The sequence below is a fragment of the Streptomyces sp. B21-083 genome (assembly GCF_036898825.1).
Lineage (GTDB): Bacteria > Actinomycetota > Actinomycetes > Streptomycetales > Streptomycetaceae > Streptomyces.
In genome coordinates this window covers 1,680,383-1,700,275 of the sequence record NZ_JARUND010000002.1, presented here as the reverse complement: position 1 = coordinate 1,700,275, position 19,893 = coordinate 1,680,383, and the positions used below count along the sequence as shown (strand labels likewise).

General features: G+C 69.2%; 18 protein-coding genes. 16 read left to right on the top strand and 2 right to left on the bottom strand.

Annotated features, from left to right (window positions below; genetic code table 11):
- Positions 1–57 precede the first annotated feature (57 nt).
- The 12 genes from QA861_RS31695 (at position 58) to QA861_RS31640 (ending at position 12,787) form a co-directional block, all read left to right on the top strand.
- Complete coding sequence (locus QA861_RS31695) at positions 58–603, top strand: LemA family protein (RefSeq protein WP_334592082.1); 546 nt, start codon at positions 58–60, stop codon at positions 601–603.
- A 243-nt stretch (positions 604–846) separates the two neighbouring features.
- Positions 847–1,761 carry a pyridoxal 5'-phosphate synthase lyase subunit PdxS gene (gene pdxS / locus QA861_RS31690; RefSeq protein ID WP_334592081.1) on the top strand — a complete coding sequence of 305 codons (915 nt, stop codon included), beginning with the start codon at positions 847–849 and terminating at the stop codon, positions 1,759–1,761.
- A gap of 14 nt (positions 1,762–1,775) precedes the next feature.
- Entirely contained in the window at positions 1,776–2,408 is a 633-nt protein-coding gene (gene pdxT / locus QA861_RS31685) for a pyridoxal 5'-phosphate synthase glutaminase subunit PdxT (RefSeq protein WP_334592080.1), read from the top strand.
- 48 nt (positions 2,409–2,456) lie between these two features.
- Positions 2,457–3,209 (top strand): YebC/PmpR family DNA-binding transcriptional regulator, encoded by a 753-nt coding sequence (locus QA861_RS31680; protein ID WP_006382643.1) that lies wholly within the window; start codon positions 2,457–2,459, stop codon positions 3,207–3,209.
- A 153-nt stretch (positions 3,210–3,362) separates the two neighbouring features.
- A complete protein-coding gene (gene ruvC / locus QA861_RS31675; RefSeq protein ID WP_334592079.1) occupies positions 3,363–3,962 on the top strand; it encodes a crossover junction endodeoxyribonuclease RuvC in 600 nt (199 codons plus the stop codon).
- Positions 3,959–4,567 carry a Holliday junction branch migration protein RuvA gene (ruvA, locus tag QA861_RS31670; RefSeq protein WP_319094000.1) on the top strand — a complete coding sequence of 203 codons (609 nt, stop codon included), beginning with the start codon at positions 3,959–3,961 and terminating at the stop codon, positions 4,565–4,567. Before ruvC ends, ruvA begins: the two co-directional genes overlap by 4 nt.
- Positions 4,568–4,760: 193 nt before the next feature.
- Positions 4,761–5,834: a Holliday junction branch migration DNA helicase RuvB gene (gene ruvB, locus QA861_RS31665; protein WP_319093999.1), complete on the top strand. Its 1,074-nt coding sequence runs from the start codon at positions 4,761–4,763 to the stop codon at positions 5,832–5,834.
- A gap of 175 nt (positions 5,835–6,009) precedes the next feature.
- Positions 6,010–6,513, top strand: coding sequence for a preprotein translocase subunit YajC (yajC, locus tag QA861_RS31660; protein WP_334592078.1), 504 nt, complete (start codon positions 6,010–6,012; stop codon positions 6,511–6,513).
- Positions 6,514–6,659: 146 nt separating this feature from the next.
- On the top strand, positions 6,660–8,420 hold the full coding sequence (gene secD, locus QA861_RS31655; protein ID WP_334592077.1) for a protein translocase subunit SecD: 1,761 nt from the start codon (positions 6,660–6,662) through the stop codon (positions 8,418–8,420).
- Between the two features lies 1 nt (position 8,421).
- Positions 8,422–9,534 carry a protein translocase subunit SecF gene (secF, locus tag QA861_RS31650; RefSeq protein WP_334592076.1) on the top strand — a complete coding sequence of 371 codons (1,113 nt, stop codon included), beginning with the start codon at positions 8,422–8,424 and terminating at the stop codon, positions 9,532–9,534.
- A complete protein-coding gene (locus tag QA861_RS31645; RefSeq protein WP_334592075.1) occupies positions 9,531–10,070 on the top strand; it encodes an adenine phosphoribosyltransferase in 540 nt (179 codons plus the stop codon). Before secF ends, QA861_RS31645 begins: the two co-directional genes overlap by 4 nt.
- A gap of 194 nt (positions 10,071–10,264) precedes the next feature.
- A complete protein-coding gene (locus QA861_RS31640; protein WP_334592074.1) occupies positions 10,265–12,787 on the top strand; it encodes a RelA/SpoT family protein in 2,523 nt (840 codons plus the stop codon).
- 87 nt (positions 12,788–12,874) lie between these two features.
- Here QA861_RS31640 and QA861_RS31635 read toward each other — a convergent pair whose 3' ends face one another.
- On the bottom strand, positions 12,875–14,104 hold the full coding sequence (locus QA861_RS31635; protein WP_334592073.1) for a DUF349 domain-containing protein: 1,230 nt from the start codon (positions 14,102–14,104) through the stop codon (positions 12,875–12,877).
- A gap of 134 nt (positions 14,105–14,238) precedes the next feature.
- On the bottom strand, positions 14,239–15,063 hold the full coding sequence (locus QA861_RS31630) for a peptidylprolyl isomerase (protein ID WP_334592072.1): 825 nt from the start codon (positions 15,061–15,063) through the stop codon (positions 14,239–14,241).
- A 178-nt stretch (positions 15,064–15,241) separates the two neighbouring features.
- Here QA861_RS31630 and QA861_RS31625 point away from each other — a divergent pair, with 178 nt between their 5' ends.
- The 4 genes from QA861_RS31625 (at position 15,242) to QA861_RS31610 (ending at position 19,611) form a co-directional block, all read left to right on the top strand.
- Positions 15,242–15,964, top strand: coding sequence for an MBL fold metallo-hydrolase (locus tag QA861_RS31625; protein WP_334594913.1), 723 nt, complete (start codon positions 15,242–15,244; stop codon positions 15,962–15,964).
- 10 nt (positions 15,965–15,974) lie between these two features.
- Positions 15,975–17,237: a histidine--tRNA ligase gene (gene hisS, locus QA861_RS31620; protein ID WP_334592071.1), complete on the top strand. Its 1,263-nt coding sequence runs from the start codon at positions 15,975–15,977 to the stop codon at positions 17,235–17,237.
- 314 nt (positions 17,238–17,551) lie between these two features.
- Positions 17,552–18,211 (top strand): vitamin K epoxide reductase family protein, encoded by a 660-nt coding sequence (locus QA861_RS31615; RefSeq protein WP_334592070.1) that lies wholly within the window; start codon positions 17,552–17,554, stop codon positions 18,209–18,211.
- Between the two features lie 44 nt (positions 18,212–18,255).
- Positions 18,256–19,611 (top strand): replication-associated recombination protein A, encoded by a 1,356-nt coding sequence (locus QA861_RS31610; RefSeq protein WP_334592069.1) that lies wholly within the window; start codon positions 18,256–18,258, stop codon positions 19,609–19,611.
- The last annotated feature ends 282 nt before the right edge of the window (positions 19,612–19,893 follow it).

Below are 19,893 nucleotides of genomic sequence, written 5' to 3'. Positions count from 1 at the left end.
GAGGCAGCCACCAGGGGTACGCGGGAGCGGCGCCGGTGAACGGTAGCCTTGCCGCCCGTGACCGCAACCCTCATCTGGATCCTTGTCGGGCTCGTCGTGATCGGCCTCTATCTGAGCTGGACCGCCGGGCGGCTCGACCGCCTGCACGCACGCATCGACGCCACCCGCGCCGGCCTCGACGCGCAGCTGCTGCGCCGGGCTTCCGTCGCCCAGGAGTTGGCCACGTCGGGCGTCCTCGATCCCGCCGCCTCGATCGTGCTCTACGAGGCGGCGCACGCCGCGCGGCAGGCCGAGGAGGAGCAGCGGGAGGTCGCCGAGAGCGAGCTGAGCCAGGCGTTGCGGGCCGTCTTCGCCGAGGCGGGGCAGGTCGAGGCGGTACGTGAGGTCCCCGGTGGGGAGGCCGCGGCGGGTGAGCTGACCGAGGCGGTGATCCGGGTGCCGATGGCACGGCGGTTCCACAACGACGCGGTGCGGGCGGCGCGGGCGCTGCGCCGGCATCGAAAGGTGCGGTGGTTCCGGCTGGCGGGGCACGCCTCGTTCCCCCTGGCGTTCGAGATGGACGACGAGCCACCGACGGCACTGGCGGAACGCGCGCCGGCGTAAGGCTGTTTTCTCGGGGGCGCTGCCCCCGGACCCCTCGCCGCAACTCTCAGCCCGTCCGGCGTTTGAGGACGAGGCCCGTTCGGGGCCGGAGCGGGGGCTGGGGGCGCAGCCCCCAGGATGGGACGGGTAGGGGCGGCGGGGGCGAAAACGATCCACCGGCTCCCCATTGGCCCTTGCAGTGGCCTGCTCCCTCGCGTTTCCTCGGTACTGCAGCAGCCCTCTTTCACCGAGTGAGGTCAAACCGTGTCCAGCACGCTCTCCAACTCCGCCCAGACGTCCGAAACCGGCACCGCCCGCGTGAAGCGCGGCATGGCCGAGCAGCTCAAGGGCGGTGTGATCATGGACGTGGTCAACGCCGAGCAGGCCAAGATCGCCGAGGACGCCGGCGCCGTCGCCGTCATGGCCCTGGAGCGTGTCCCGGCGGACATCCGTAAGGACGGCGGCGTGGCCCGTATGTCCGACCCGGACATGATCGAGGGCATCATCGAGGCCGTGTCCATCCCGGTCATGGCGAAGTCGCGCATCGGTCACTTCGTCGAGGCCCAGGTCCTGCAGTCCCTCGGGGTCGACTACATCGACGAGTCCGAGGTGCTCACCCCGGCCGACGAGGTCAACCACTCCGACAAGTGGGCCTTCACCACCCCCTTCGTATGTGGCGCCACCAGCCTCGGAGAGGCCCTGCGCCGTATCGCCGAGGGCGCGGCGATGATCCGCTCCAAGGGCGAGGCCGGCACCGGCAACGTCGTCGAGGCCGTCCGCCACCTGCGGCAGATCAAGAACGAGATCGCCCGTCTGCGCGGCTACGACAACAACGAGCTGTACGCCGCCGCCAAGGAACTGCGTGCCCCGTACGAGCTCGTCCAGGAGGTCGCCGATCTCGGCAGGCTGCCGGTCGTGCTGTTCTCCGCCGGCGGTGTGGCGACCCCCGCCGACGCCGCGCTCATGCGTCAGCTGGGCGCCGAGGGCGTCTTCGTCGGCTCCGGCATCTTCAAGTCGGGCGACCCCGCCAAGCGCGCCGCCGCCATCGTGAAGGCGACCACCTTCTACGACGACCCGAAGATCATCGCGGACGCGTCCCGCAACCTCGGCGAGGCCATGGTCGGCATCAACTGCGACACGCTGCCCGAGTCCGAGCGCTACGCGAACCGGGGCTGGTAGCACCCATGTCACCCATGTACGACACCCCCGTCATCGGTGTCCTGGCTCTCCAGGGCGATGTGCAGGAGCATCTCATCGCCCTGGCCGAGGCCGACGCCCTGGCCAGGCCGGTGCGACGCCCCGAGGAACTCGCCGAGGTTGACGGCCTGATCATCCCCGGCGGCGAGTCCACCACCATCTCCAAACTGGCCGTTCTCTTCGGCGTGATGGAGCCCCTCCGCGCGCGCGTGCGGGCCGGAATGCCCGTCTACGGCACCTGCGCCGGCATGATCATGCTCGCCGACAAGATCCTCGACCCGCGCTCGGGCCAGGAGACCGTCGGCGGTATCGACATGATCGTGCGCCGCAACGCTTTCGGACGCCAGAACGAGTCCTTCGAAGCGGCGGTCGACGTGACGGGCGTCGAGGGCGATCCTGTGGAGGGCGTCTTCATCCGCGCTCCCTGGGTCGAGTCCGTGGGCGCCGCGGCCGAGGTGCTCGCCGAGCACGCCGGGCACATCGTCGCCGTACGCCAGGCCAACGCGCTCGCCACCTCGTTCCACCCGGAACTGACCGGCGACCACCGCGTGCACTCCCTCTTCGTCGACATGGTGAGGGCCCACATGGCACGCGCGGTGGGCGCTGACCGTGCAGCGGAGTCCTTGTAGGATCTCTGGGGTTCGTACAGGGTTGGGTTACGCGAAGGAGACAGGCAGATGTCCGGCCACTCTAAATGGGCTACGACGAAGCACAAGAAGGCCGTGATCGACGCCAAGCGCGGCAAGCTCTTCGCGAAGATGATCAAAAACATCGAGGTCGCGGCACGCACGGGCGGCGCTGATGTGTCCGGCAACCCGACGCTGTTCGACGCCATCCAGAAGGCCAAGAAGAGCTCGGTCCCGAACAAGAACATCGACTCCGCGGTCAAGCGCGGCGCCGGTCTCGAAGCCGGTGGCGCCGACTACGAGACGATCATGTACGAGGGTTACGGTCCCAACGGTGTCGCGGTGCTCATCGAGTGCCTCACCGACAACCGCAACCGCGCCGCCTCGGACGTCCGCGTCGCCATGACCCGCAACGGCGGCAACATGGCCGACCCCGGCTCGGTCTCGTACCTCTTCAACCGCAAGGGCGTCATCGTCGTCCCCAAGGGTGAGCTGACCGAGGACGACGTCCTGGGTGCCGTGCTGGAAGCCGGCGCCGAAGAGGTCAACGACCTCGGGGAGTCCTTCGAGGTCATCTCCGAGGCCACCGACCTGGTCGCGGTGCGCACCGCGCTCCAGGAAGGCGGCATCGACTACGACTCCGCCGACGCCAACTTCGTCCCGACCATGCAGGTCGAGCTGGACGAGGACGGCGCCAGGAAGATCTTCAAGCTGATCGACGCCCTGGAGGACAGCGACGACGTGCAGAACGTCTTCGCCAACTTCGACGTCAGCGACGAGGTCATGGAGAAGGTCGACGCGTAGCACTGCCGCGAGAGCCCGCCCAGGGCGAGCGGTTCCGGCGGGCCGGTGGGACACGTCCTACCGGCCCGCCGCTGTTGTCAGTGGCAGCGGATAGCCTGACGGCAGTCAAAGATCACCGTCGACGGACCGCGACCGGACAGAGGGGTGGGGCGGGTGCGCGTACTGGGAGTTGACCCGGGACTGACCCGATGCGGTGTCGGTGTCGTCGAGGGCGTCCCCGGGCGCCCGTTGACGATGATCGGCGTCGGCGTCGTACGCACGCCCGCGGATGCCGAACTGGGCCTGCGGCTCGTCGAGATCGAGCGGGGCATCGAGCAGTGGCTCGACGAACACCGGCCCGAATTCGTCGCTGTGGAGCGGGTGTTCAGCCAGCACAACGTCCGTACGGTGATGGGCACGGCCCAGGCCAGCGCCGTGGCGATGCTGTGTGCGGCCCGGCGCGGCATCCCCGTAGCCCTGCACACCCCCAGCGAGGTGAAGGCCGCCGTCACCGGCAGCGGACGGGCCGACAAGGCCCAGGTCGGCGCGATGGTGACCCGGCTGCTCCGGCTCGACGCACCCCCCAAGCCCGCCGACGCCGCCGACGCCCTCGCACTCGCCATCTGCCACATCTGGCGCGCACCCGCTCAGACGCGCCTGCAGCAGGCCGTCGCGCAGAACCGGCTCCAGCAGGCCGTCGCTCTTCACAGAGCACAGGCCAAAACACCCTCGTCGACAACGACAGCACCCGCCTCGAAAGGCCGCCCCGCATGATCGCCTTCGTCAGCGGCCCGGTGGCCGCCCTCGCCCCCGACTCCGCGGTGGTCGAAGTGGGCGGGATCGGCATCGCCGTCCAGTGCGCCCCCAACACCCTGTCCGGACTGCGCATGGGACAGCAGGCCAGACTCGCCACCTCCCTGGTGGTCCGCGAGGACTCCCTGACCCTGTACGGCTTCACGGACGACGACGAACGACAGACCTTCGAGCTGCTCCAGACCGCGAGCGGTGTCGGCCCCCGCCTCGCCCAGGCCATGCTGGCCGTGCACTCGCCGGACGCCCTGCGCCGCGCGGTGTCCACGGCGGACGAGAAGGCGCTGATCGCCGTGCCCGGCATCGGCAAGAGGGGCGCCCAGAAGCTGCTCCTGGAGCTGAAGGACCGCCTCGGCGCCCCGCTGGGCACCGGCCCCGCCATCGGTTCCCCGGTCACCACCGGCTGGCGCGACCAACTGCACGCGGCCCTGATCGGCCTCGGGTACGCCACCCGGGAAGCCGACGAGGCGGTGGCCGCCGTGACACCCCAGGCCGAGGCCGCCGAAGGCACACCTCAGGTGGGCCAGTTGCTGAAGGCGGCCCTGCAGACCCTCAACAGAGCCCGCTGACCACGGGACCTGACGGACCGGCAGAAGACCGCTGACCTGCGGCGCCCCCACCGCCGTACGCCCCCTCCGCACGAACCACCCGACCGACCGCGACCGCGAGACACACGCTTGCCGCGCTGTCCGGGGGACACCCCCCAGAACGTGGGCCCCCCGGCCGGCACACGCGCCCGGCGCACCCAGCTAGGAGAACGCAGTGAACTGGGACGACACGACCGACGAGAGCACCGCCCCCGAGCGGCTCGTCGCCGCGTCCGCAGACGGTGAGGACCAGGCCGTCGAGGCAGCCCTGCGTCCCAAGGACCTGGACGAGTTCATCGGCCAGGAGAAGGTTCGCGAACAGCTCGACCTCGTCCTGCGCGCCGCGCGCGCGCGGGGCGCCACCGCCGACCATGTCCTTCTCTCCGGTGCCCCCGGCCTCGGCAAGACCACCCTCTCGATGATCATCGCGGCCGAGATGGGCGCCCCCATCCGCATCACCAGCGGCCCCGCCATCCAGCACGCCGGCGACCTCGCGGCGATCCTCTCCTCCCTCCAGGAGGGCGAGGTCCTCTTCCTCGACGAGATCCACCGCATGTCCCGGCCCGCCGAGGAGATGCTCTACATGGCGATGGAGGACTTCCGCGTCGACGTGATCGTCGGCAAGGGCCCCGGCGCCACCGCCATCCCCCTCGAACTGCCCCCGTTCACGCTGGTCGGCGCCACCACGCGCGCGGGACTGCTGCCACCCCCGCTGCGCGACCGCTTCGGCTTCACCGCGCACATGGAGTTCTACGAACCGGCCGAACTGCAGCGCGTCATCCACCGCTCCGCGAACCTCCTCGACGTCGAGATCGGTACCGAGGGCGCCGCCGAGATCGCCGGCCGCTCACGCGGCACCCCCCGGATCGCCAACCGGCTCCTGCGCCGCGTCCGGGACTACGCGCAGGTCAAGGCCGACGGCGTCATCACCCGCGCCATCGCGGAGGCGGCCCTCAAGGTCTACGAGGTCGACGCCCGCGGTCTGGACCGTCTGGACAGAGGCGTCCTCGAAGCGCTGCTGAAGCTGTTCGGCGGCGGACCGGTGGGGCTCTCCACGCTGGCCGTCGCGGTGGGGGAGGAGCGGGAGACCGTCGAGGAGGTCGCCGAGCCCTTCCTCGTACGGGAGGGACTGCTGGCCCGTACCCCGCGTGGACGGGTCGCGACGCCCGCCGCATGGGCGCATCTCGGCCTCACGCCGCCCCGTTCCACAACGGGGGGAAGCGGACAACAGGACCTGTTCGGGGCGTGACGGCGAGGGTGCTCGCGGGCTCAGGAACCGTGGTGCCATGCTGAGCGTTGTTCCTGGAGTGCGGACTCGCTTAGACTCCGCCGATGCCGCCTTTGTAACTTTGTAGGCGGCGCCGACCACACCCCCATCCACCAGGCCGCTCACCTACGCGGTAGTGCGAAGGAAATCCCGTCCCGTGAATATCGTGACCCTCCTCCCGTTCATCGTGCTCATCGGGGCCATGTTCCTGATGACCCGCTCGGCCAAGCGCAAGCAGCAGGCCGCATCGCAGATGCGAAACGACATGCAGCCCGGCACCGGTGTCCGCACGATCGGGGGCATGTACGCGACGGTCAAGGAAGTCAACGAGGAGACCGTCCTCCTTGACGCGGGCCCGGGTGTGGAGCTTCTCTTCGCGAAGAACTCGATCGGCGCCGTCCTCACGGACGACGAGTACAACCGCCTGGTTCACGGTATCGAGCACGACCTGAAGTCCGACGAGTCCCTCGTCCCGGACGACGCCTCCTCCATCACCGAGACCGACGAGCCCTCCGACGACGCTCCCGCCGCTTCCGACGACAAGCCCATCGACCTCGGCAAGAAGGACGCGGCCGACGAGACGGCCGACGAGACCGAAGCCGCTGAGGTGAAGGCGGAAGAAGAGCCGAAGAAGACCGACGGCGAGTCCGACGCGAAGTAGCCGCGTTCCGGGGGAGGAGCGCGGCGCGATCCGCTCACGTCCCGTACCCCCGGCACGTGCGGTTCTCGCAGGGAGTCCCGACACCATGTCATGGCCGCCGGCCGCGCTGACCCGGCGCGAGGCGGCCCGAGAGGGAGTACGAGAAGGTGGCAGCACCTAAGAAGGGCCGGAGCGCAAGCTCCCAGAGCAAGCCAGGACGCTCGCTGGCCCTCATTCTGATCGCCATCGTGGCGCTCACCGGAGGCATGTTCCTCTCGGGGCACACGACTCCGCGTCTCGGCATCGACCTGGCCGGTGGTACGAGCATCACGCTCGGGGCCAAGAGCGGCCAGGAATCCGCCATCAACAAGACCAACATGGACATCGCGGTCGACATCATGAACCGCCGTGTCAACGGTCTGGGCGTCTCCGAGGCCGAGGTGCAGACACAGGGCGATCGCAACATCATCGTCAACATCCCCAAGGGCACGAACTCGAAACAAGCCCGGGATCAGGTAGGCACCACCGCCAAGCTCTACTTCCGTCCGGTTCTGACCTATGAGGTCCAGGGCGGCGCTGCGACGGCCAGCCCCACGCCGAGCACGAGCACGTCCGGCAGCCCCTCGCCGTCGGCCTCGAAGACGGGCGAAAAGGCGACCTCGACGTCGTCCGGCTCACCCAGCCCGTCGGCCAGCTCCACCTCTCAGGGCCGCCCGGTCACCGACGCCCTGAAGGCCGACGCGACCCCGACGCCGAGTGGCTCGCCGTCGGCCGCCACCAGCACGTCGCCCTCGGCGAGCACCGCCCCCGACCCGGCGACCGCGGCCCTTCAGGCGAAGTACGCGGCGCTGGACTGCACCAAGAAGGCGGTCCGCGCGGTCACCGGTGACGGCGTCAAGCCCACTGAGCCGACGGTGGCCTGCGGCAAGGACTCGCAGGGCCAGTGGCAGAAGTTCATCCTCGGCCCGGCCGAGATCGACGGCACCGAGGTCAAGAAGGCCCAGGCCGTCTTCGACACGCAGGGTGCCGCCGGCTGGCAGGTCACCATGGACTTCACGAGCAAGGGCAGCAAGCAGTTCGGTGAGGTCACCGGCCGTCTCGCCCAGAACCAGCCCCCGCAGAACGAGTTCGGCATCGTCCTGGACGGTGAGGTCGTCTCCAACCCGCGTGTCAGCACGGCCATCACGGGCGGCTCCGCCCAGATCTCCGGCAGCTTCGGCCAGACCGAGGCGCAGGACCTGGCGAACATGCTGTCGTACGGTGCCCTGCCGCTCACCTTCAAGACGGACAGCGTCAGCACGGTGAGCCCCGCACTCGGCGGCGAGCAGTTGCACGCGGGTCTGATCGCGGGTGCGATCGGCCTGGCCCTGGTCGTCATCTACCTGGTGGTCTACTACCGGGGCCTGTCGACCGTCGCCATCGCCTCCCTCCTGGTCTCCGCTGCCCTCACGTACGTGATCATGTCGTTGCTCGGTCCGGCCATCGGCTTCGCGCTGAACCTGCCGGCCGTCTGTGGTGCGATCGTCGCGATCGGTATCACCGCGGACTCGTTCATCGTGTTCTTCGAACGCATCCGTGACGAGATCCGGGAGGGTCGTTCACTGCGGCCCGCCGTCGAACGCGCGTGGCCGCGCGCCCGGCGCACCATCCTGGTCTCCGACTTCGTGTCCTTCCTCGCCGCCGCGGTGCTCTTCATCGTCACCGTCGGCAAGGTCCAGGGCTTCGCGTTCACCCTCGGTCTGACCACCGTGCTCGACGTGGTCGTCGTCTTCTTCTTCACGAAGCCGTTGATGACCATCCTCGCCCGCAAGAAGTTCTTCGCGGAGGGCCACCGCTGGTCAGGCCTCGACCCGCAGCGCCTGGGCGCCCAACCGCCAATCCGCCGCACCCGTCGCGCGTCCGCGCCCGTCGACATGAAGGAGGCGTGAGATGTCGAAACTCGGCACCCTCGGCGCCCGGCTCCACCGCGGCGAGATCGGCTACGACTTCGTCGGCAAGCGATTCATCTGGTACGGCATCTCGATCCTGATCACCATCACGGCCATCCTCGGCCTGTCGGTGCGCGGCCTGAACATGGGCATCGAGTTCGAGGGCGGCGCCGTCTTCACCATCGAGAAGACCAGCGTCTCGGTGACTCAGGCCGAGAAGTACGCGGAAACGGCTTCCGGCCACGACGCGATCGTCCAGAAGCTCGGCAAGGACGGCCTGCGCATCCAGGTCGCCACGATCGACACCAAGAAGGCGGACGACGTCTCGGCGCAGCTCGCCAAGGACCTCGGTGTCTCGGAGAAGGCCATCACCGGTGAGCTGGTCGGCCCCAGTTGGGGTGACCAGGTGGCGAACAAGGCCTGGCAGGGCCTGGTGATCTTCATGATTCTGGTGGTGATCTATCTCGCCATCGCCTTCGAGTGGCGCATGGCCATCGCCGCGCTGGTGGCGCTCATCCACGACATCACGATCACGGTCGGCATCTACGCCCTCGTCGGCTTCGAGGTCACGCCAGGCACGGTGATCGGTCTGCTCACGATCCTCGGTTACTCGCTCTACGACACGGTCGTCGTCTTCGACAGTCTCAAGGAGCAGACCAAGGACATCACCAAGCAGACCCGCTGGACCTACAGCGAGATCGCCGACCGGTCGATCAACGGGACCCTGGTCCGCTCCATCAACACCACGGTGGTCGCGCTCCTCCCGGTCGCCGGTCTGCTGTTCATCGGTGGCGGTGTGCTCGGCGCGGGCATGCTCAACGACATCTCGCTGTCGCTGTTCGTCGGCCTCGCGGCCGGCGCGTACTCCTCGATCTTCATCGCCACGCCGCTCGTCGCCGACCTCAAGGAGCGCGAGCCGCAGATGAAGGCCCTGAGGAAGCGCGTTCTCGCCAAGCGGGCGCAGGCCGCGCAGGGTGGGGCCCCGGCGGCGCAGGTCAGCGACGAGCAGCCGTACGACGAGGACGACGACGCCGCTCCCGCGGTCGTCGGCCCGCGCAATCAGCCCGCGTCCCGTAACCGGGGTCGCGGCCGGCCCTCGGGCAAGCGCCGATGACGGCCGTCCAGGAGTTGCTGCTCAGCCGTATCCGCGATGTGGCGGACTACCCGGAGCCGGGGGTGATGTTCAAGGACATCACCCCGCTCCTGGCGGACCCCGAGGCGTTCACCGCGCTCACCGACGCGCTGGTCGACATCGCTGTCCGCAGCGGTGCCACGAAGATCGTCGGCCTGGAGGCCCGCGGCTTCATCCTGGGCGCCCCTGTCGCGGTCCGGGCAGGCCTCGGCTTCATCCCCGTACGCAAGGCGGGCAAGCTCCCCGGAGCCACCCTCAGCCAGGCGTACGACCTGGAGTACGGCTCCGCCGAGATCGAGGTGCACGCCGAGGACCTGGCGGCGGGCGACCGCGTCATGGTCATCGACGACGTACTGGCCACGGGCGGCACCGCCGAGGCCTCGGTCCAGCTGATCCGGCGGGCCGGCGCGGAGGTCGCGGGTCTCGCGGTCCTCATGGAGCTCGGTTTCCTCGGCGGCCGGCAGCGACTCGAACCCGCTCTGTCCGGAGCGGCGTTGGAGGCGCTGATCACCGTCTGAGGCAGCCCACCAGGGCTGCCCGCGGACACGTGAAGCGACGGAGGCGGGCACCGGAGGAATCCGGTGCCCGCCTCTCGCGTTCCTTGAGTAGAAGGCCGTTTCAGTGGCCTGAAGGCGATCCCGGAGCCCGGGATCGCTACCATGGGCACTCCGGAGCCTGACCGGGGGACCCGGATCGCGCACGAGGAGTCCTCTTGGCAGACGAGGCCCAGCCCCTGACCGCCGCCAAGCCCGAGCCAGCCTCGGAGCCCGCGGCGACGCCCGCGCGGACCGCGAACAACGACGCGCACGGGCCGGTGGAGCACGCCCAGTCCGCGCCCGTCGACCGCGCGGCCGAGCCCTCGCGCCCCAAGCCGGCCACGCCCGAGCCCGCCCCGGCCCCCGCGCCCCCGCCCCGCCCTGCCGCCGGCCAGCCGCCCGCCCGCTCCGCCTCGCCCAACCGGGTACGCGCCCGGCTGGCCCGGCTCGGCGTGCAGCGTTCCAATCCGTACAACCCGGTCCTTGAGCCGCTGCTGAGGGCGGTGCGCAGCAACGACCCGAAGATCGAGACGGCGACGCTCCGCCAGGTCGAGAAGGCCTACCAGGTCGCCGAACGCTGGCACCGCGGCCAGAAGCGCAAGAGCGGCGACCCATACATCACCCACCCGCTGGCCGTCACCACGATCCTCGCCGAGCTGGGCATGGACCCGGCGACGCTCATGGCGGGCCTGCTGCACGACACGGTCGAGGACACCGAGTACGGCCTGGACCAGCTCCGCCGCGACTTCGGCGACTCCGTCGCGCTCCTCGTCGACGGCGTCACCAAGCTGGACAAGGTCAAGTTCGGCGAGGCCGCGCAGGCCGAGACCGTACGCAAGATGGTCGTCGCCATGGCCAAGGACCCGCGTGTCCTGGTCATCAAGCTCGCCGACCGGCTCCACAACATGCGCACCATGCGCTATCTCAAGCGCGAGAAGCAGGAGAAGAAGGCGCGCGAGACGCTGGAGATCTACGCGCCGCTCGCCCATCGCCTGGGCATGAACACCATCAAGTGGGAGCTGGAGGACCTCGCCTTCGCGATCCTCTACCCCAAGATGTACGACGAGATCGTCCGGCTGGTGGCCGAGCGGGCACCGAAGCGGGACGAATATCTGGCCATAGTGACCGACGAGGTCCAGTCCGACCTGCGCGCGGCCCGGATCAAGGCGACGGTCACCGGCCGCCCGAAGCACTACTACAGCGTCTACCAGAAGATGATCGTCCGAGGCCGTGACTTCGCGGAGATCTACGACCTCGTGGGTATTCGTGTACTTGTCGACACGGTCCGCGACTGCTATGCCGCCCTCGGCACCGTGCACGCGCGCTGGAACCCGGTCCCCGGCCGGTTCAAGGACTACATCGCGATGCCCAAGTACAACATGTACCAGTCCCTGCACACGACGGTCATCGGGCCCAACGGCAAGCCCGTCGAACTCCAGATCCGTACGTTCGACATGCACCGGCGCGCCGAGTACGGCATCGCCGCGCACTGGAAGTACAAGCAGGAGGCGGTCGCCGGTGCCTCCAAGGTGCGGTCGGACCAGCCGAGGACCACCGGCAAGGACGACCACCTCAACGACATGGCCTGGCTGCGGCAGCTTCTCGACTGGCAGAAGGAGACCGAGGACCCCGGCGAGTTCCTGGAGTCCCTGCGCTTCGACCTGTCCCGCAACGAGGTCTTCGTCTTCACGCCCAAGGGCGACGTGATAGCGCTTCCGGCGGGAGCGACCCCGGTCGACTTCTCGTACGCGGTGCACACCGAGGTCGGCCACCGGACCATAGGGGCACGTGTCAACGGCCGCCTCGTACCGCTGGAGTCCACCCTGGACAACGGCGACCTGGTGGAGGTCTTCACCTCCAAGGCGGCCGGCGCGGGGCCCTCCCGCGACTGGCTCGGCTTCGTCAAGTCGCCGCGCGCCCGCAACAAGATCCGCGCCTGGTTCTCCAAGGAGCGGCGCGACGAGGCGATCGAACAGGGCAAGGACGCCATCGCGCGCGCGATGCGCAAGCAGAACCTGCCGATCCAGCGCATCCTCACCGGCGACTCCCTCGTCACCCTCGCCCACGAGATGCGCTACCCGGACATCTCGTCCCTGTACGCGGCGATCGGCGAGGGGCATGTGGCCGCGCAGAACGTCGTGCAGAAGCTCGTACAGGCTCTCGGCGGCGAGGAGGCGGCCACCGAGGAGATCGACGAGTCCGTTCCGCCCGCCCGGGGCCGCAAGCGGCGCAGCAACAACGACCCGGGCGTGGTGGTCAAGGGCGTCGACGACGTCTGGGTGAAGCTCGCCCGCTGCTGTACGCCCGTACCCGGCGATCCCATCATCGGTTTCGTCACGCGCGGTAGCGGCGTATCGGTTCACCGCAACGACTGTGTGAACATCGAGTCCCTGTCCCGGGAGCCCGAGCGGATCCTCGAGGTCGAGTGGGCGCCCACCCAGTCCTCGGTCTTCCTGGTAGCCATCCAGGTCGAGGCGCTGGACCGCTCCCGCCTCCTCTCGGACGTCACCCGCATTCTGTCCGACCAGCACGTCAACATCCTGTCGGCGGCCGTCCAGACGTCGAGGGACCGGGTGGCCACCTCCCGCTTCACCTTCGAGATGGGCGACCCCAAGCACCTGGGCCACGTCCTGAAGGCCGTGAGAGGCGTCGAGGGCGTCTACGACGTGTACCGGGTGACCTCGGCCCGCAGGCCGTAACCACAGGCGCCGCCACGCGGAAGGGCTCCCGTACGAGATGTACGGGAGCCCTTCTCGCGTCGCGGTGTGCGAGGAAACCGGCGGGACCTAGCCGCCGAACTCCTGCAGTCCCTTGAGCGCCTGGTCCAGCAGTGCCTGACGGCCGTCCAGCTCCTTCTGGAGCTTGTCGGCCCTGGCGTTGTTGCCCTGCGCCCGAGCGGTCTCGATCTGGCCGCCGAGCTTGTCCACGGCAGCCTGGAGCTGGCCGGTCAGACCCTCGGCACGCGCGCGTGCCTCCGGGTTCGTCCGGCGCCACTCGGTCTCCTCGGACTCCTGAAGGGCCCGCTCGACCGTGTGCATCCGCCCCTCGACCTTCGGGCGCGCGTCCCGCGGCACATGGCCGATGGCCTCCCAGCGCTCGTTGATCGAACGGAACGCGGCCCGGGCGGCCTTCAGGTCCGTGATCGGCAGGAGCTTCTCGGCCTCCTGGGCCAGCTCCTCCTTCAGCTGGAGGTTCTCGGTCTGCTCCGCGTCCCGCTCGGCGAAGACCGAACCGCGCGCCGCGAAGAACACGTCCTGGGCGCCGCGGAAGCGGTTCCACAGGTCGTCCTCGTGCTCGCGCTGGGCGCGGCCCGCGGCCTTCCAGTCCGTCATCAGCTCGCGGTAGCGCGCCGCCGTCGGACCCCAGTCCGTCGACGCGGACAGCGCCTCGGCCTCCGCGACCAGCTTCTCCTTGACCTTGCGGGCGTCCTCGCGCTGCGCGTCCAGGGACGCGAAGTGCGCCTTTCGGCGCTTGGAGAACGCCGAGCGAGCGTGCGAGAAGCGATGCCACAGCTCGTCGTCCGACTTCCGGTCGAGCCGCGGCAGCCCCTTCCAGATGTCCACCAGCGCGCGGAGCCGCTCACCGGCGGACCGCCACTGGTCGGACTGCGCCAGCTCCTCCGCCTCGACGACCAGCGCCTCCTTGGCGTGCCGTGCCTCGTCGGACTGCTTGGCCCGCTGCTGCTTGCGCTCCTCGCGGCGGGTTTCGACGGTCTCCACGAGCTTGTCCAGCCGGACCTTCAGCGAGGCCAGATCGCCCACCGCGTGGTGGGCGTCCACCTGCTCGCGGATGTGATCGATGGCCACCTGGGCGTCCTTCGCGGACAGGTCGGTGGTCTTGACTCGCTTCTCGAGGAGGCCGATCTCGACAACCAGGCCCTCGTACTTGCGCTCGAAGTAGGCCAACGCCTCCTCGGGGGAGCCGGCCTGCCAGGAACCGACGACCTGCTCACCGTCGGCAGTACGCACGTACACGGTCCCCGTCTCGTCGACGCGGCCCCACGGGTCGCTGCTCACAGCGCCTCCTCCACATGATGCCTGCGGAGGGCTCTGCACCCCCGGGCATCGTCCACAGTTTCGTCACGGCCAACATAGGCGACCGGCAGGGATGCTGTCCGCATCCCGCGCGACCGAAGTTTCGCAGTTGGCGGTCAGGATTTCGTTACTGTCGCCTTGTTGATCACAACGGTCGCATTCGGTGCGCCGTCGCCCTGTCCCGTGGCCTCACCGGCCGCGGCGATTTTCTTGAGCACCTTCATTCCCGACGCGGAAATCGTGCCGAACGGTGTGTAACTGGGCGGAAGCTGACTGTCCTGGTAGACCAGGAAGAACTGACTGCCGCCGGTGTGCGCCTGGCCCGTGTTGGCCATGGCGATCGTGCCCGCCGGGTAGATGTTCTTCTTGAGGGTTTTGTCCTTCAGGTTCTCGTCCGGAAGGGTGTAGCCCGGGCCGCCCATGCCGGTGCCCTTCGGGTCGCCGCACTGCAGCACGTAGATGCCGTTCGTGGTGAGCCGGTGGCACTTGGTGTGGTCCAGGTAGCCCTCGCCCGCCAGGAAGTTGAACGAGTTCACCGTGTGCGGGGCCGCGGACGTCTTCAGGGCTACGTCGATGTCGCCGCAGGTCGTCGCGAGCTTCAACTCGTACTTCGCCGACTTGTCGATGGTCATCGCCGGCTCCTTCTTCCAGCTCAGCGACTTCACCTTCCCCTCGGCGGCCTTCGCGCAGGGGTCCGGGGCCTTGCTGGGGGAGGCGCTAGGGGTGACCTCCGCGCTCGCGTTCGTCTTCGACTTGCTGTCGTCGTTCTTGAAGACTCCGGTCGCGTACGACAACACGCTTCCCACGACGATCACGCCGAGGACCGACGCGATCACCGAGTTGCGCACGTTCGCCTTGCGCCGCGCGGCCGTACGCCGCTGCTGCTGCCGCAAGAACTTCTCCCGGGCGAGCTGACGCCGCCGCTGCTCCTGGGTGACCACCGGGTTCTCTCCTCATGCGTCTCGTACGTCAACTGGGACGCGTGCGTCTTGTGTGCCGATCGCCTGCGTGTGCCCCGTACCGTATATGGGTTCGCTGAGGAAACGGCAGCGCCGGTAGGCTCTGGGGCACTGCCATCCACCCCGTACGATCACGTACGCCACAAATCGAAGGATGATCGTGCTCATTGCCGGGTTCCCGGCCGGCGCCTGGGGGACGAACTGTTATCTCGTCGCCCCCGCCGCCGGTGAGGAGTGCGTGATCATCGACCCGGGCCACCAGGCCGCCGAGGGAGTCGAGGAGACGCTCAGGAAACATCGGCTCAAGCCCGTCGCGGTCGTCCTCACCCATGGCCACATCGACCATGTCGCCTCGGTCGTCCCGGTGTGCGGCGCGCACGGTGTCCCGGCGTGGATCCACCCCGACGACCGATTCATGATGAGCGACCCGGAGAAGGCGCTCGGCCGGTCCATCGGCATGCAGCTGATGGGCGAGCTGACCATCGGCGAACCGGACGACGTCAAGGAACTCACGGACGGCGCGCGGCTGGAGCTGGCCGGGCTGGAGCTGTCCGTCGCGCACGCGCCCGGCCATACGAAGGGGTCGGTGACCTTCGGCCTGCCCGAGGCGGCGGACATCCCGCCGATCCTGTTCTCGGGCGACCTGCTGTTCGCCGGCTCCATCGGACGTACCGACTTCCCCGGTGGCTCCATGGAGGACATGCTCGAATCGCTGGCCCGTGTGGTCCTGCCGCTCGACGACTCCACCGTGGTGCTGCCGGGTCACCAGGACTACACGACCATCGGCCAGGAGCGCGCCACCAATCCGTATCTGCGGCAGGTGGCGGCCGGCCTTCACGATCGCGGCGAGGGTTCGAACCCCCCTCCCCGACGAGGAATGTGACGAGACACCCGTGAGCACCTTCAAGGCCCCCAAGGGCACGTACGACCTGATCCCGCCGGAGAGCGCGAAGTTTCTGGCGGTACGGGAAGCCATCGCGGCCCCGCTGCGCAACTCCGGCTACGGCTACATCGAGACGCCGGGCTTCGAGAGCGTCGAACTGTTCGCCCGGGGCGTCGGCGAATCGACGGACATCGTGACGAAGGAGATGTACGCCTTCGAGACCAAGGGCGGCGACAGGCTGGCCCTGCGCCCCGAGGGCACCGCGTCCGTACTGCGCGCGGCGCTGGAGGCCAACCTCCACAAGCTGGGCAACCTCCCGGTCAAGCTCTGGTACTCGGGCTCGTACTACCGCTACGAGCGCCCCCAGAAGGGCCGCTACCGCCACTTCTCGCAGGTCGGCGCGGAGGCGATCGGCGCGGAGGACCCGGCGCTGGATGCCGAGCTGATCATCCTGGCGGACCAGGCGTACCGCACGCTGGGCCTCAGGAACTTCCGCATCCTGCTGAACAGCCTGGGCGACAAGGAGTGCCGTCCGATCTACCGGGCGGCGCTGCAGGACTTCCTCCGGGGCCTCGACCTGGACGAGGAGACGCTGCGCAGGGCCGACATCAACCCGCTGCGAGTGCTCGACGACAAGCGGGACGACGTCCAGAAGCAGTTGGTGGGGGCGCCACTCCTGCGGGACTACCTCTGTGACGCGTGCAAGGCCTACCACGAGGAGGTCCGCGAGCTGATCACCGCGGCGGGCGTCACCTTCGAGGACGACCCGAAGCTGGTCCGCGGCCTCGACTACTACACACGTACGACCTTCGAGTTCGTCCACGACGGACTGGGCTCGCAGTCCGCGGTGGGAGGCGGCGGGCGCTACGACGGCCTCTCCGAGATGCTCGGTGGTCCCGCGCTGCCTTCGGTGGGCTGGGCGCTGGGCGTCGACCGTACGGTGCTGGCGCTTGAGGCGGAGGGCGTCGAACTCGAACTCCCGTCCGCGACAAGCGTGTTCGCGGTGCCGTTGGGCGAAGAGGCTCGCCGGGTGCTGTTCGCGAAGGTCACGGCGCTGCGCAAGGCGGGCATCGCGGCGGACTTCTCGTACGGGGCCAAGGGACTCAAGGCGGCTATGAAGGCGGCCAACAGGTCGGGCGCCCGCTTCGCACTCGTCGCCGGTGAGCGGGACCTCGCCGAGGGCGTGGTCCAGCTGAAGGACATGGAGTCCGGCGAGCAGACGGCGATCGGCGTGAACGAGATCGTCGCCGAACTGGAGTCGAGGCTGGGCTGAGGCGGCGGGGGCGCGCTCGCCCCCGCCACGCTCACCGCGTTCCGTCAACCTGGCGGACGCCCGTTCGTCCTGTCGGACGATTCCGACGCGTGAGTACCACGCGCGTGGTACTCACGCTGGTGTTCACGCGCGCGCCATGGTCCCCATCAGGCCGAATACCTCGTACGTCCACCCCGCGGCCCCTCATGTGAGACGCCGTGCCTTCGAGCCAAGGGTGCGTCTTCTTATGTCCACCGAACGGTGGACACGCGCCCGCGTGCGGCACAATGACCGTGCCCGCCAACCCCCCCCTCTCGAAGCAACGGAACGGCGTGATGACCAAGACGACAACGCTGAAGGACGGCGCCTCCACCGACCAGCCCGAGCCCCCCGCCGAGGCCTCGGCCTCCGTGGGCGGCAGCCGTGCGTTCGCCGTGATGCTGTTGCTCACCGGTGCGGCCGGACTGCTGGCGGCGTGGGTCATCACGATCGACAAGTTCAAGCTGCTCGAAGCGAAGGTCGCGGGCACGACGTTCACGCCCGGCTGCAGCCTCAACCCCGTGGTGTCCTGCGGCAGCGTGATGGAGAGCAAGCAGGCCGCCGCCTTCGGGTTCCCGAACCCGATGCTCGGCCTGGTCGCCTACGGCATCGTCATCTGTGTCGGCATGAGCCTGCTGGCCGGGGCCCGTTTCCCGCGCTGGTACTGGCTCACCTTCAACGCCGGCACCCTCTTCGGTGTCGGATTCTGCACCTGGCTGCAGTTCCAGTCCCTGTACCGGATCAGCGCGCTGTGCCTGTGGTGCTCTCTGGCCTGGGTCGCGACGATCCTCATGTTCTGGTACGTGACCTCGTTCAACGTGCGGAACGGCTTCATCCCCGCGCCGAAGTGGCTCAGGGGCTTCTTCGGCGAGTTCACCTGGGTCGTGCCGGTCCTGCACATCGGCATCATCGGGATGCTCATCCTGACCCGCTGGTGGGACTTCTGGACCAGCTGACAGCGCCGACGGCATTGTCAGTGGCGTGACATAGGGTTTTGGACGTGGAGCCCGACCTGTTCACCGCCGCAGCGGAAGCACGCCAGGAGAAGGACCCGTCCGGAAGCCCCCTGGCCGTGCGGATGCGCCCGCGCGTCCTCGACGAGGTCGTGGGCCAGCAGCATCTGCTGAAGCCGGGGTCGCCGCTGCGCAGGCTCGTCGGCGAGAGCGCGGGCGGACCGGCCGGACCCTCGTCCGTGCTCCTCTGGGGGCCGCCGGGCACCGGCAAGACCACCCTGGCGTACGTCGTCTCCAAGGCCACCGACAAGCGCTTCGTCGAGCTGTCGGCGATCACCGCGGGCGTCAAGGAGGTCCGCGCGGTCATCGACGGGGCCCGCCGCGCCACCGGCGGCTTCGGCAAGGAGACCGTCCTCTTCCTCGACGAGATCCACCGCTTCAGCAAGGCCCAGCAGGACTCCCTGCTGCCCGCCGTCGAGAACCGCTGGGTGACCCTCATCGCGGCGACCACCGAGAACCCGTACTTCTCGGTGATCTCACCCCTTCTCTCCCGCTCCCTCCTCCTCACCCTCGAACCGCTCACGGACGACGACCTGCGCGGCCTGCTGCGCCGCGCCCTCACCGACGAGCGCGGCCTGCGGAGCGCCGTCACCCTCCCCGAGGACACCGAGGAACACTTCCTGCGGATCGCCGGCGGTGACGCCCGCCGGGCCCTGACCGCCCTGGAGGCCGCCGCCGGAGCCGCGCTCGACAAGGGCGACGCGGAGATCACCCTCCAGACCCTGGAGGAGACCGTCGACCGGGCGGCCGTGAAGTACGACCGTGACGGCGACCAGCACTACGACGTCGCCAGCGCCCTCATCAAGTCCATCCGGGGCTCCGACGTCGACGCGGCCCTGCACTACCTCGCCCGCATGATCGAGGCCGGTGAGGACCCCCGCTTCATCGCCCGCCGTCTGATGATCTCCGCCAGCGAGGACATCGGCCTCGCCGATCCGAACGCCCTGCCCACAGTTGTCGCCGCCGCGCAGGCCGTCGCCATGATCGGCTTCCCGGAGGCCGCCCTCACCCTCAGCCACGCCACCATCGCCCTCGCTCTGGCCCCCAAGTCCAACGCCGCGACCATGGCGATCGGCGCCGCCATGGAGGACGTACGCAAGGGCCACGCGGGGCCCGTACCGATGCACCTTCGCGACGGGCACTACAAGGGCGCCGCCAAGCTCGGCCACGCGCAGGGGTACGTGTACCCCCACGACCTGCCCGAGGGGATCGCCGAGCAGCAGTACGCGCCGGAGGAGCTCAAGGACCGTACGTACTACGAACCGACCCGGCACGGAGCCGAGGCCCGGTACGCGGACGCGGTCGAGTGGACCAGGAAGCACCTCGGTCGAAAGCGGTCCTGAGTACGCTGTAGAATCCTGCGCAGTGCTGCGTCCCGTGTCCGGCTTCGGTCGGCGCCTCAGGCGGGACATCCAGCCGGATCTGTTGATCCAGGAGCGTCGCGCACCTTCGTAGGTGTCGCGGGCAGCCCACCACCACCCGGGGTTCCGGGGACGGTCGGTGGGCCGTTCGTGTGCTGCACGTATGTGCCCAGACCAGGGGAACGGCTGCCTGGCAAGTCCCTCGTGGACCTGTCGGGAATCCCCGGCTGCGGATGCGACCTCCCGTAACCCTGAGGCAGCCGA

What these genes read in the sequence shown, in the direction of transcription:
- pdxT (WP_334592080.1), top strand. Translation starts at nt 1,776, where the DNA reads ATGTACGACACCCCCGTCATCGGTGTCCTGGCTCTCCAGGGCGATGTG.
- ruvA (WP_319094000.1), top strand. Translation starts at nt 3,959, where the DNA reads ATGATCGCCTTCGTCAGCGGCCCGGTGGCCGCCCTCGCCCCCGACTCC.
- QA861_RS31615 (WP_334592070.1), top strand. Translation starts at nt 17,552, where the DNA reads ATGACCAAGACGACAACGCTGAAGGACGGCGCCTCCACCGACCAGCCC.
- secF (WP_334592076.1), top strand. Translation starts at nt 8,422, where the DNA reads ATGTCGAAACTCGGCACCCTCGGCGCCCGGCTCCACCGCGGCGAGATC.
- QA861_RS31680 (WP_006382643.1), top strand. Translation starts at nt 2,457, where the DNA reads ATGTCCGGCCACTCTAAATGGGCTACGACGAAGCACAAGAAGGCCGTG.
- QA861_RS31645 (WP_334592075.1), top strand. Translation starts at nt 9,531, where the DNA reads ATGACGGCCGTCCAGGAGTTGCTGCTCAGCCGTATCCGCGATGTGGCG.